Genomic DNA, 13,244 nt, shown 5'->3' on the forward strand with positions numbered 1-13,244 from the left:
GGCTAATTTGAGGTGTCCCGCAACATATGTCGGGGCTCTCGGACGGAAGGAACCATCATCCGATCTCTCACCCGCGCAACGAAGCGCGCCTCATGACCGGCACGACCGTGTTCACCACCGCCACGGACGCTCCGACCTGGGAGGAGGGGCTGATCGTCGGCAGCGGCCGCGTCGGCGCCGTCGTGCACGGCCGCCCCGACGAACTGACGATCTCGCTCGCCCACGAGCGCTACTTCCTGCCCGTGAACACGCGCCCGCATGCGCCCGACCTGGCCGCGGTCCGCGACGAGATGCGCCGCGCGCTGCTCGAGGGGGACGCCGACGCGGCGAGTGCGGCCCTCGACCGAGGTGCGCGTGCGAGCGGCTACGGCGACGGCCTGATCTGGACCGATCCCCTCGGCATCTGCGCCACCGTCGTCGTGCGCTCCCCCGGCGGAGTGGCCCGGCAGCGCCGCACGATCGACCCGATGACCGGAGAGGCGTCGATCGAGTGGACCGATCTCGACGGCGGACTCCACACGCTGCGCCTCCTCGCCCCCCACGGAGGCGAGAGCGTTCTGCTCTCGCTCGAGTCGGACCGCGACACCGAGAGCGTCGTCGAGCTGGGCCTGGGGGCGGGCGACCCGACGTCGTGGGACACGGGCGTGCCCGACGCCTCCGCCGTGGTCGTCACGACGGTCGAGGGAGGCGGCACCGGTCGCCTCGTGGCCGTGGCGGGGACCGGCGACGACTCGGTGTCGGCGGTCGTCACGATGTCGAGCGGTGCGCCGTGGCATGTCGCCGACGACGTGACCCGGTCGACCGCGCAGGCGGGTCCGCACTCGACCCGCTCCCTCCGGATCGATGTCTCTCTCGACGGCAGGCCGGCCGAGACGACTCCCGCTCCGGATGCGGACTGGGACGTGCAGAGCGCCGCACACGCCCGCCTCGTCGCCACGTCGACGCTCGACCTGCGGGGCGACTCCGACGCAACCCTCACCGAGGAGCTCTGGGCCGAGGCTCGGGCAGGCGACGCGGGCGCCCGCCGCCGCGTGGTCGAGATCGCCTACCTCAGCGGCCGATCGAACATCATCGCGTCGACGGGAGAGCTGCCGCCGACTCTGCAGGGCGTCTGGCAGGGCACCTGGCGGCCGGCCTGGTCGGCCGACTACACGATGAACGGGAACGTGCAGAACGGCGCAATGGCGGGGATGGTGTCGACCGGCACGCCGGAGCTCGCCCTCACGGTCCTCGATCTCGTCCTGGCTCACCTCGACGACTACCGCGACAACGCGCGCCTCGTCTACGGCGCGGAGGGGATGCTCCTGCCCGCGCGGATGTCGACCCACGGCAGGGCGAACCACTTCGGGCATCCGTTCCCGCACCTGTTCTGGACGGGGTGCGGCGGCTGGGTGCTGAGGCTCGTCGCCGACGCCGTCTCGGCGACGGGCGACCGCTCCATCGTCGACGACCGGGTGTGGGAGCTCGCCGAGGGCGTCCTGCGCTTCGCGGAGACGGCGACGATCGTGGTCGACGGCGTCCGCCGGATCATCCCCTCCTACTCCCCCGAGAACACCCCGGGCGGTGCGCACTCGCCGCTCGCGGCCGACGCGACGATGGACGTCGCGATCCTCCGCGACGCCGCGCTCGCGACCGCGCTGCTCGGCCGAGCCCGCGGGGACGACTCGCTCGATGCACGGTGGTCGCGTCTGGTCGCCGACCTGCCCGGGTACCGCGTCGCCGACGACGGCCGGCTGGCCGAGTGGATCGACCCGCGCTGGGCCGAGGAGATCGCGCACCGCCATGCGTCGCAGCTCTACCCGCTCTGGTACGGCGTCGATCCGGCGTTCGAGGACGACGGTGAGGAGGCGGTGCGGCTGCGCGCCGCCGCGTCGGCCACGATCGCCGCGAAGATCGCCTGGCGCGCGGAGGCCCCGACGGCGCCCCCTGGACGCATGGAGATGGCGTTCGGGCTGGTGCAGGTCGGCGTCGCGGCGGCGGCCCTGGGCGATGCGGAGGCGGCGCTCACCTGCGCCGAGTGGCTCGCCGTCGATCACTGGTCCCCGGCACTCACCACTCGGCACGACGCAGGGCGGATCTTCAACCTCGACGCGAGCGGCGGTCTGCCGGGACTGGTCGCGGCCATGCTGCTGGGATCCACGGAGGACTCGCTGACCGTGCTGCCGGCGCTGCCCGCCGCCTGGCAGCGTGGATCCGTCACCGGCCTGCGTGCTCGCGGCGGGCTCGTGATCGACCGGCTCGAGTGGAGCCCCGACGGCGCCTCGCTCACGGTGCGCCGGCTGCCGGGAGCCGAGTGGCTCGCGCCGGTGGAGGGGACTCTCGTGCGCGCGACGCGCGGCACGTCCGTGCGCGTCGACGGCACGCCGCGGGGCGAGGTGCGGGTCAGGATCGGTGAGCAGCCGCTGCTCGTCGAGATCGAGTGGGACTCCGCGTCGGACTAGCGCGACGACCGGCACGGTGGAGCGGGGCGGTCGATGACGACCGCCCCGCTCTTCTTCGGCGTCGGACATGTTCCGTGATTCCCCCGATCGTCGGGGTCGTAGTAGCGGCTCCGAACTCCGCCGTGCGATCAGCGGCCACCACGAGGCGCCGCTCCGGCCCTGCTGGGTAGATCTCGGCGCGCACTCCGGCGCGGATCGCGAAGGCCTCGAGCGACCGGCCGCTCACGGCCGGTTCGACCCCGTCGGCGTCGCAGTGGACCTCGACGTCGAGATCCGAGCCCCCGAACCCCGACCAGGTCGACGGGGGGATTCCGTCGGACCACTGCCCCGCCGCGCGAGCGCGAGGCACTCGTCCACGGGGGCGCACGATCGGCGGGCACCGAGGCCGAAGGGTGCGCCGCCTCGAGCTCGAGGGCGGTGTCCCTGTCGCACCACTCCGGAGGAGCGGTGAGCACGTCCGTGCGCACCGTCGACGCTGAGGGCAGTGGATGTCCACGGGGCGGAGAGAGCGTTCGAGTCATGAGAGTCCTCCCGGGCGTCATCGTCCGAATCGAGCCGCTCAGAGAACGGATGTGCTCGACTGTACTAAACATATGATCAAGCGAGTCGGGGTCTTCTTGCGGTGTCGAGCATAAGTGTTTCTCCTTAGCGGCGCGCATCCCGACTTGCGCAACTCGCATAACGCCTGTCTACTCGGCCGCGATCTCGCCTATCGGAGCAGGAGCCCCGAAGTCCTCGACCGACCCGCTCCTTCCTCGCGCGCTGCGGCGGACTCCTCGACGTCGCGCAGGTGCGCCGCCATGCGGATGCGGGCGCGATCCGGGTCGTGCGCTCGCAGCGCCCTGAGGATGTCGAGGTGCTCGGTGTGCGCGACCAGAAGGGCGTCGCGGTCGTCGTCGGCACGCAGGAGTCGCCCCCGGAGCGTGCGGCTCACCAGACCGTCGATGAGCGCCGCGAGAGCGGGGTTGCCGCTCGCCGCCGCGACGGCGCGGTGGAAGGCCGCATCCGCGTCGACGAACGTCTCGTGCTCCAGCGCGCCCGGTGCGAGCGTGCCGCCGAGTCCTTCGAGGAGTCCGCCGAGCCGCTGGATCTCGTCGACGCTGATGGTGAGGGCGGCGAGACCGGCCGCCTCCGTCTCGAGCACCCGCCGCACGGCGAGCAGGTCGGCCGCCCGTCCCGGCTCACCGAGCTCGGAGTAGAAGCCGAGAGGGCTGAGGAGCGTCGTCGGATCGAGCTCGGTGACGTAGGTGCCGTCGCCCTGGCGCGTCTCGACGACTCCCAGCGCCGACAGAGCGCTCATGCCCTCGCGGAGCGGGCCCCGAGACACGCCCCAGCGCTCGGCGAGCTCCTTCTCGACCGGGAGGCGGTCGCCCGCCTTGACCTCGCCCGACGCGATCATGCGCTTGACGTGATCGATCACCTGAGTCGCTCGCGAGCCGCCGTCCGAGGCTCGGACGCCTGAATCGATCCGAATGATGTCGCCGTCCCTTCGCTCCGCCGAGCCCGGTGGGGACTCGCTCTCGTCTCGAGAGAAGCCCTGCTTTCGACACCGCCGGCGACAAGCCGAGGACGAGCGAATTTGCGCAAGTAAATGAGCCACCCGACATTTCGCGAGAAATCCGACAGTACCCGACGCCTAAGCCTTTGATCGTGTTGACAAGAGATAGATCACATGTTTAGTGTCATGGGCGTTCCGACTCACTGTTGATTGGATGGTCTCGACGATGATGACCCGATACGGGGCAGGCTCCGCCTGCGAGGCGACTCGGCCGCCCCTCCCACTGACACCGGTCGGCACAGCATGGTGATGCCGCTCACCGGTGCCCCCGTGGCCGGCGCCCCGGGAGGCGCGCCCGCGAAGATCAGAGGACGCTCGAACGTCCGCGGCTTCCGTGCCGCGCGGCGCAGCTTCCGCCGGCACTGGCAGCTCTACCTGCTGATCATCCCGCCGGTGCTCTACTTCATCGTCTTCAAGTACGTGCCGATGACGAACGCGATCATCGCGTTCAAGGACTACAACGTCATCGACGGCGTATGGGGCAGCCCCTGGGTGGGGCTGAAGCACTTCGAGCGGTTCTTCTCGAACCCGATCTTCTGGACGCTGCTGAAGAACACCTTCCTGCTGTCGGCCTACGTGGTGCTGGCCGGCTTCCCCTTCCCGATCCTCCTGGCACTCGCGCTCAACGAGGTCCGGCTGCGCTTCTTCCAGCGGACCGTGCAGATGGTCACCTACGCGCCCTACTTCATCTCGACCGTCGTCGTGATCTCGATGACGATCCTGTTCCTCTCCCCCAAGCTCGGGCCGGTCAGTGATGTCACGTCCTTCTTCGGGCTCGGAGCGATCGACTTCCTGGGCGATCCGGACTTCTTCCGGCACATCTACGTCTTCAGCGATGTCTGGCAGACGACGGGCTACTCCGCCGTCCTCTACATGGCGGCGCTCTCCTCCATCGACACCTCGCTCTACGAGGCGGCTCGGGTGGACGGCGCGAGCCGGCTGCAGAAGATCTGGCACGTGGACATCCCGGGCATCATGCCCACCGCGATCACGATCCTGATCCTCGGCGTCGGCAATGTGATGGCGATCGGGTTCGAGAAGGCGTTCCTCCTGCAGAACTCGCTCAACCTCTCGCAGTCCGAGATCATCCCCACCTACGTCTACAAGGTGGGCCTGCTCAACGCCGACTTCAGCCAGGCCGCAGCGATCGGGCTCTTCAACGGAATGATCAATCTGGTCCTGCTCCTCGGCGTGAACTCGCTCGCGAAGCGGATCACGGGACAGGGGCTCTGGTGACCGCACTCGATACGCCGACGACGACCGCTGCCGAGGACGAGGAGGCCCCGCGGTCGCAGCGTCGCCGGCAGCGCACGACCCGCATCAAGGATCCCCTGGTCGACCGCGTCTTCATGATCGCCGTGTACGTCCTCCTCACGACGTTCCTGCTCGCGGTCCTCCTGCCTCTGCTGTACATCCTCGCGAGCTCGTTCAGCTCACCGCTCGCCGTCTCCTCGGGCCGGGTCAGCTTCTGGCCCGTCGACTTCTCCCTCGAGGGCTACGAGCGTGCACTCGGCGACTCGACGATCATCGCGGGCTTCGGCAACTCGCTCTTCTACACGGCCGTCGGCACCTTCGTCAGCCTCGCGCTCACGGTCGCGATCGCGTACCCGCTCTCGCGGAAGAACTTCTGGGGTCGCGGCGGGATCACCCTCGGAGTGATCTTCACGATGCTCTTCGCAGGCGGCATCATCCCCACCTATCTGGTGGTGCAGCAGCTGGGCCTGCTCGACACGCGCTGGGCGCTGATCCTGCCCCAGGCGGTCGGCGTCTGGCAGGTGATCATCGCGGTGGTGTTCTTCCGCTCGTCCATCCCGGACGAGCTGTACGAGGCGGCGCAGCTGGACGGAGCGAGCGATCTGCGCTTCCTGTGGACGATCGTGCTGCCGCTCTCGAAGCCGCTGCTCGCCGTGATCGCGCTGATGTACGCGATCTACCAGTGGAACTCCTACTTCGACGCCCTGCTCTACCTCCGCGATCCGGATCTGTACCCGCTGCAGCTGGTTCTGCGGAACGTGCTGATCCTCAATCAGGCGACACCGGGCATGGACGCCGCCGCCCAGATCGAGCGGCAGCAGCTCGCCGACCTGCTCAAGTACTCCCTGATCGTCATCTCGACGGTCCCGGTCATGATCATCTACCCCTTCGTCGCCCGCTACTTCAACAAGGGCATCATGCTCGGCGCCGTCAAGGGCTGAGCACTCCCCGCCGGAGACGTCCCCACCGGGGATCGTCTCCGGCCCCCGGTCGCGCGAACGCTCTCGCGGCCTCCTCACCCATGGAAGGAAACACCTTGTTCTCTCGCACACAGCACGGCAACGGCGCCGGGCGGAGGAAGCTCCTCCTCTTCGGCGCCGTCCTCACCACCTCGATCATCGGTCTCACCGGCTGCACCGGGGAGAGCCCGGAGGCCGACCGGAAGGTCATCAGGATCTTCGGCGAGCAGGGCGCGCAGATCGACCTCAACACCAACTCGTTCACCAAGGTCCTCGAGGACAAGTTCGACGTCGACATCCAGTTCGAGACCACCGGGTACGGCGCGTCGGAGGCGACGGAGGCGCGGCAGATCTCGCTCGCCGGCGGCGACCTCCCCGAGGCCTACATGCTCGTCCCCTGGGCCTCGCAGTTCAGCCGCGCCGAGCTCCAGCGTTACGGCGACCAGGGTCTGCTCGTGCAGCTCAACGACCTCATCGACGAGAACGGCCCGAACATCAAGGCCGCCCTCGAGGCGGAGCCGGGCTTCAAGGAGCTCACCGAGACGCCCGACGGCAAGATCTGGGGCCTTCCGCAGTGGAACGACTGCTACCACTGCTCCTACCCCTACAAGTTCTGGATCAACACCGACTGGCTCGAGACACTCGGGCTGTCCGCTCCGACGACTCCCGACGAGTTCTTCTCGGTCATGGAGGCGTTCAAGACGCAGGACCCGAACGGCAACGGCGTGGCCGATGAGATCCCGCTGACCGGCAGCACCCAGCAGTCGCTCGTCCCGTACATCATGAACGCGTTCATCTACAACGCCTTCAACACTGGCTCGGGCGCGAACGGCCAGCCCGTCTCGCTCGGACTCGACGGCGACACGGTGCAGCTGCAGACCATGCAGGACGGCTGGCGCGACGGACTGACGTTCCTCAACAAGCTCTGGGACGCGGGACTCATCGACCCCGCCACCTTCTCGCAGGGCGGCGATCAGATGACCGCGACCGGCAATGCGGCCGAGGGTGTCCTCGTCGGAGGCGTCACCGCGATCCATCCCGGTCTGCTCGTGACGATCGGCCAGGAGGACGGGCGCGACGAGCAGTACGACATGCTCCCGCCGCTGACCGGCCCCGCCGGTGACGCCGCGACCTACCTCCTGCCCAGCGTCCCCGGAGCCACCTTCGTCGTCACCAAGGCTGCCGACGAGGAGGAGCAGAAGGTCATCGTCGAGATGATGGACTACCTGTTCTCGCCCGAGGGCCACATCCGCGGTGAGTTCGGCGAGGAGAACATCGGCTGGCGCGCTCCTGCCGAGGGCGAGATCGCGCTCGACCAGACCCTCGAGCCGTCCGTCGTCGACCTCAAGCTCGACGAGTCGAACGAGGCCGACTACAACGGCAACTGGGGGCCGATGGCCCAGGTCTTCGACACCGCCGAGTTCCGCAACAGCCAGGTGCAGCCGCTGGACATCTACACCGACGAGGGCTTCGAGCGCCGCCTCTACCAGGCGACCGAGCTCTACGACGGCAAGGAGACCGACGCGATGTTCCCGTACTGGAACCTCTGGGTCCCCTCGGAGGACGCGAGCGAGCTCTCGACCCTCACCGCCAACATCGAGAACAGCGTCGCGACGTCGACCGCCGAGTTCGTGACCGGGGTGCGCGACATCGAGAGCGACGCCGACTGGCAGTCCTACCTCGACGGCCTCACGAGCCTCGGCTCCGACCGCTACGTCGAGATCTGGCAGAGCGCCTACGACCAGTAGCAGGCCGGTCCCCTCTCTCCGCCGAGACGGAGGGAGGGGACTCCTCTGTCAGCACCGACGCCCCACGACCGACCGCAAGGAGCACCCCATGACCACCGCCCAGGAGTGGAACGACCCCCGCGTGTTCGAGTGGGGATCGGAGCCGGCGCATGCTGTCCTCACCCCCTTCGACACGCTCGACGCCGCGTTGCGGGGTGACAGGTCGAGCACGCCGTTCTCGCACAGCCTCGACGGGGACTGGCGCTTCCACTGGTCGCCGAACCCCGCCTCCCGGCTGATCGAATTCGCCGACGTCGGCTGGGACGACTCCGGGTGGCCCACCCTCCCCGTCCCCTCGAGCTGGCAGCTCCACGGCTACGACTTCCCGATCGGCACCAATCTCGTGCTGCCGTGGACCGGAGCGAACGGGCGGAACGAGCAGCCGGACCCGCGCGGCGACTACCCGAACGCCCCCACGCTCTACAACCCGGTCGGTCGGTACCGCACCACCTTCGACCTGCCCGAGGGGTGGTCGGACCGCAGGACGTTCCTCCAGTTCGACGGAGTCGAATCCGCCTACTCGGTGTGGATCAACGGGCACCGTGTCGGCTACCGCGAGGACAGCTACACGACGGGCGAGTTCGACGTGACGGAGCACGTGCGAGCCGGCGCCAACCTCCTCGCCGTCGAGGTCTACCGCTGGTGCACAGGCTCCTACCTCGAGAACCAGGACAACGTCCGCCTCTCGGGGATCTTCCGAAGCGTCCGTCTGCTCTCGCGAGCGCCGATCATGATCCGCGACATCACGGTGCGCACTCCTCTGAACGACGCGTTCACCGAGGGGGCGGTCGAGGTGTCGGTCGAGATCGACGCAACCGCTGAGGCTCTCGGATCCACCGGCCTCGAGATCCGGGCGCAGCTGTTCGACGGCACCGGACCCGGCTCGGAGCCGGCGGTCGAGCGGAGAGAGCCGCTCGCTCTCGGACTCGACGGCCGAGGGGAGACCCACGCGACCCTCCCGGTCTCGCGCCCTCGTCTCTGGTCGGCCGAGACTCCGGAGCTCTCCACGCTCGTCCTCGAGCTGAGCGACGCGAGCGGGGCGGTCCTCGAGCGAGTCTCGGTCCGGGTCGGATTCCGCCGGGTCGAGATCGTCGACGGAGTGCTGCTCGTGAACGGCCGCGTGGTCTCGCTCCGCGGGGTGAACCGGCACGAGTGGAACCCGCGCACCGGCCGGACCCTGACCCGCGCCGACATGATCGCGGACATCCGGCTCATGAAGCAGAGCAACATCAACGCCGTGCGCACCTCGCACTACCCCAACGACACCCAGTGGTACGACCTCGCCGACGAGTACGGGCTCTACGTCTTCGACGAGGCGAACAACGAGACGCACATCAACCGCGTCGACGACGACGGGAAGCCCTTCCTTCCCGGCGACCGCCCCGAGCTCCGCGCCCCCCTGCTCTGGCGGATGCGCAACGTGGTCGACCGAGACAAGAACCATCCGTGCGTGATCGCCTGGTCGACCGGCAACGAGTCCGGAGTCGGCACGAACATGCAGGCGATGTACGAGTGGGCGAAGGCCTACGATCCGACGCGCCCCGTCAGCTACCAGGACGCCGTGGGGTCTGGGACCTGGGTCGTCCCGTCCGGTCTCTCGGACTTCGACGGCGACTTCTATCCGCCGGTCTCCCAGTTCGTCGAACGCTCGCGACGAGACCCTCGGCCCTACGTCCTGATCGAGTACGCCTTCAGTCAGGGCAACACCTCCGGCTATCTCGAGGAGTACTGGGCCGCCGCCCGCGAGGACCCCTGTGCGATGCAGGGCGGCTTCCTGTGGGACTGGGCGGACAAGGGCCTGTGGTGGCCGCGCCCCGACCGGCCCGAGGAGGAGTTCCTCGCCTACGGAGGGGACTGGGGAGACGAGCCGAACCAGGAGAGTGCGCACATGAGCGGCCTCGTTCTCTCCGACCGCACGCCGACTCCGAAGCTGGAGGAGGCGAAGCTCGCCTACCAGCCGGTGAGCATCACCGCCGTCGACCTGCGCGCCGGCTCGCTCCTCGTCTCGAACGAGCACCTCTTCACCGGGCTCGACGGCTACGTCGTCCACTGGTCGGTCTCGGAGAACGGCGAGTCGATCCAGGAGGGGGCACTGCCCGGCGCCGACTGGGCTGTCGGCCCGCAGCAGAAGGCTCATGTCACCCTGCCCTACCTCTTCCCCGAGGCCGGAGCCGGGGAGTACCGCCTCGACGTGCGGCTGGCCCTCGCCGGGCCCACCGCGTGGGCGGACGGAGGACACCTCGTCGCCCGCGCGCAGTTCGACCTCCCGGTCGATGTCGACTCGACGCACCGTCCGATGCCTCGACAGCTGCCGCCGGTCACCGCGACCGAGGAGGGGACGACGATCGTCGTGTCGGGTCAGGCGTTCTCCGCCACCGTCGACCGCTCGACCGGCCGCTTGACGTCGCTCCGCTACGACGGTCGAGAACTGCTCGCCGGCCCGCTGACGCCGACCTACTGGCGTACCCCCAACGATCCCGAGCTCTCGATCCCCGATATCCGGCTCACCCGCCCCGAGCCGTCACTGCCGTGGCGCGGAGTCGGCGAGGAGTGGGCGGTCGACCACGTCGACGTCGAGGAGATCCCGGGGGCCGTGCGCATCACGATCGATGGCTGGGTGACGACGGCGATACCGTTCCGCCCGAGCGATCGGGTGACGATGTCCCCGCAGTCGATCGTGTACACCGTCTACGGCACGGGGCAGGTGGATGTGCGCTCGTGGTTCGCCCCGGTGGCCGGGACTCCGAATCCGCAGGTGGTCGGGACGACGTTCGGACTGGCACCCGAGCTCTCGACGCTCCACTGGTACGGCCGCGGCCCTCACGAATCGGCCGCCGATCGTCGCACCTCGGCGTTCTTCGGCCGCTACACCGGCGCCGTCTCCGAGCAGCCGACCCGCTACAGCAGGCCGCAGGACAGTGCCAACAAGGCGGACACGCGATGGGCGGCCGTCGTCGACGACTCCGGCACCGGCCTGCTCGTCGTCGCCGGCGGCAGCATGTTCTTCAACGCCCAGCCGAACAGCCCCGACGAGCTCGCCGACCGTCGGCACTGGTACGAGGTGCCGGAGTCGACTCGGACCGTGGTGCGGGTCGACGGCGCCCAGGAGGGTCTCCAGGGCGGCAACTGGGACGTGCAGACCCGACCGGAGAGGTACAGCAACACCGCGGAGAAGGGCCCCTACCGTCAGCTCTTCCGCCTCCTCCCCCTGCGCGACGGCGAGGACCCGGCGGCGGTCGCGGCCGGGATCGTGGGAGGCGGGTCGGGGCACGTCCCGGCTTAGGAGGGACGGCAGCACGGAGCGCTCCCGGCGCTCGGCGCGCGCGGTGGGCCCGGCCCGAGTACACGGCAGCAGGCGCGACAGACAACCGCATCCACGTCACGAACACCGGCAGCGACTCCATCGTCAGCGCAACGATCACCGTGCAGTTCCCCGACCCGGGGGGACGGCTACTCGTTCACCGGCTTCGGGGGCCCTGGAACGACGCCGCCCAGTCCTCCGACGGTCAGGTCGCACTCCGCGACGACGCCGCGCTCGCCGCCGGCGACGAGTCCGACCCGCTTCTGCTCTTCCTCGCCGGCGACGACCACTCGCAGACTCCGGTCCCGGTGGCGTACCCGGTGATCACCGCGCCGGGCTTCGGCATCACCGTCCTGCCGATCGGGGTCCCCTGCTGAGTCGACGCGGAACCCGGATGCCGGCTCCTTCTACCCTCGAGGTGACCTGGACGACTCGGGTCCGAGCTCAGCGGCGCCTGCTCTCTCCGGCGCCGACCCGGGTGCAGCAGCAGGAGCCGCAGCGTCACCCACGGGCGGCTCGGCCTTCAAGTACTGCGCCGAGATCACCCGGTACGAGCGCGTGAGCATCGCCGCGCCGGCCGCGACCACCATGATGATCCCGCCGGCGAGGAACACCAGGGCGATCCCCCGCCCGATGCCGTCGCCGAGCAGCCAGCCGTAGGCCGATCGGCCGGCCGACGACTCCATGTACGGGATGAGGGCGAACTCGGCGATCGGCGCGATGAGGAACGCGGTGACCGGGGCGGCAGCCGACTCGAACGCCGCGGCGAAGCCGAACACCCGCCCCTGGGTCTCGAACGGGACGACCTTCTGGATGACCGTCTGCTCGGCGGCCTCGACCGCGGGGATCAGCGTCATGTAGATCCAGATGCCGCCGGCGTAGAGCCACCACCAGTCGCGGAGGGTGAACAGCGCGCCGATCAGGCCCATCGCCATCACGAGCAGCAGCATCGTGCGGATCGGGTTCCTCCCCAGGCCGAACTTCGCGACCAGCAGTCCGCCGATGACGAAGCCCGTCGCGGTCACGCCGAGCACGATCCCCCACAGCTCCACCGGGAACAGCTCGAGCCCGTACGGATCCATCAGCGCCATGTAGACGCCGCCGATCAGGTTGTTGAACGTCGAGAAGACGATGAGCGCGAACAGGCCGGTCGCCGCCCGGACCGCCGTGACGCTCCCCCGCAGATCGATGAGCGGGCTCCGGTCGCGGGTCGATGCGGGCTCGTCCTCGGGGATCTGCAGGAACAGGAGGTGGAGCAGGGCCGCGGCGGAGGCGCCGATCGCGATCACCATCGTCCAGCCCATGCCGAGCAGGCCGATCGACAGCCCGCTGAAGACGCTCGTGACCACGAAGGCGAGGCCCTGCACGGTGCCGACCAGGCCGTTCGCGTTCGCGTGGCGCTCGACCGGGACCAGGAGGGTCACCGTCGTGGACAGCGCGATGTTGCGCATGTTCTCGATGACGGCGCCGAACAGGATCGTGCCGGAGAACAGCCAGAACCACGGTCCGCCGAAGTCGAGCAGCGCCGACTCCGGCAGCGCGAGGAACAGGCCGCCTGCGACACCGAACGACACCAGCGTGACGGCGCCGGCGAACAGCATCACCCGGTACTTCCGGTGCCGATCCACGATCGTGCCGAAGGCCATCGAGAAGATCGCGACGAGCAGCATGTACGCGCCGCCGATGATGCCGGTCGCGAGCACCGACCGGGTCTCGAGGTACACCCAGAACGTGAGCGCGAACCAGAGGAAGCTCGTGGTCACGTTCGCGACCGCGGTGTTCACGAGGATCTGGTGGAAGGTGCGGACGCTCGCCGCACTCGGAGAAGCGGTCTCGGAGGCGGGTGAGGTCGAGGACATGTCTTCCCTCCGCTCGAGGACGCCACCGTCCGGCTTCGGACTCTCCAGGCCGTCGCAGCCACTGTAGGCCCGCGCCGGCGGGCCG

8 protein-coding genes are annotated in these 13,244 nt (G+C 69.3%); 6 read left to right on the plus strand and 2 right to left on the minus strand.

What is annotated here, in order from left to right; genetic code table 11:
* The first annotated feature begins 92 nt into the window (after nucleotides 1–92).
* Nucleotides 93–2,441 (plus strand): glycosyl hydrolase family 95 catalytic domain-containing protein, encoded by a 2,349-nt coding sequence (locus ASG06_RS14365; protein ID WP_056043653.1) that lies wholly within the window; start codon nucleotides 93–95, stop codon nucleotides 2,439–2,441.
* A 709-nt stretch (nucleotides 2,442–3,150) separates the two neighbouring features.
* On the opposite strand, the gene ASG06_RS14370 is transcribed toward ASG06_RS14365, so the two are convergent.
* Nucleotides 3,151–3,861, minus strand: a complete 711-nt coding sequence (locus ASG06_RS14370; RefSeq protein WP_231727762.1) for a FadR/GntR family transcriptional regulator — start codon at nucleotides 3,859–3,861, stop codon at nucleotides 3,151–3,153.
* A gap of 387 nt (nucleotides 3,862–4,248) precedes the next feature.
* Between ASG06_RS14370 and ASG06_RS14375 the strand changes: the two genes are divergently transcribed.
* The 5 genes from ASG06_RS14375 to ASG06_RS14395 all read left to right on the plus strand — a co-directional run bounded on the left by ASG06_RS14375 (nucleotide 4,249) and on the right by ASG06_RS14395 (nucleotide 11,677).
* Nucleotides 4,249–5,235 carry an ABC transporter permease gene (locus ASG06_RS14375; RefSeq protein ID WP_082499313.1) on the plus strand — a complete coding sequence of 329 codons (987 nt, stop codon included), beginning with the start codon at nucleotides 4,249–4,251 and terminating at the stop codon, nucleotides 5,233–5,235.
* Nucleotides 5,232–6,194, plus strand: coding sequence for a carbohydrate ABC transporter permease (locus ASG06_RS14380; RefSeq protein ID WP_056043656.1), 963 nt, complete (start codon nucleotides 5,232–5,234; stop codon nucleotides 6,192–6,194). The genes ASG06_RS14375 and ASG06_RS14380 overlap by 4 nt, the downstream gene beginning before the upstream one ends.
* 95 nt (nucleotides 6,195–6,289) lie before the next feature.
* A complete protein-coding gene (locus tag ASG06_RS14385) occupies nucleotides 6,290–7,960 on the plus strand; it encodes an extracellular solute-binding protein (protein ID WP_056043659.1) in 1,671 nt (556 codons plus the stop codon).
* Between the two features lie 88 nt (nucleotides 7,961–8,048).
* Nucleotides 8,049–11,282: a glycoside hydrolase family 2 TIM barrel-domain containing protein gene (locus ASG06_RS14390; protein ID WP_056043662.1), complete on the plus strand. Its 3,234-nt coding sequence runs from the start codon at nucleotides 8,049–8,051 to the stop codon at nucleotides 11,280–11,282.
* A gap of 140 nt (nucleotides 11,283–11,422) precedes the next feature.
* The gene (locus ASG06_RS14395) at nucleotides 11,423–11,677 is read left to right on the plus strand and encodes a hypothetical protein (protein ID WP_056043666.1); all 255 of its coding nucleotides are present in this window, start codon (nucleotides 11,423–11,425) and stop codon (nucleotides 11,675–11,677) included.
* A gap of 30 nt (nucleotides 11,678–11,707) precedes the next feature.
* Here ASG06_RS14395 and ASG06_RS14400 read toward each other — a convergent pair whose 3' ends face one another.
* Nucleotides 11,708–13,159, minus strand: coding sequence for an MFS transporter (locus tag ASG06_RS14400; RefSeq protein WP_056043668.1), 1,452 nt, complete (start codon nucleotides 13,157–13,159; stop codon nucleotides 11,708–11,710).
* Nucleotides 13,160–13,244 lie beyond the last annotated feature (85 nt).

It is taken from the genome of Rathayibacter sp. Leaf185 (assembly GCF_001423885.1).
In the GTDB taxonomy this organism is placed as follows: Bacteria; Actinomycetota; Actinomycetes; order Actinomycetales; family Microbacteriaceae; genus Rathayibacter.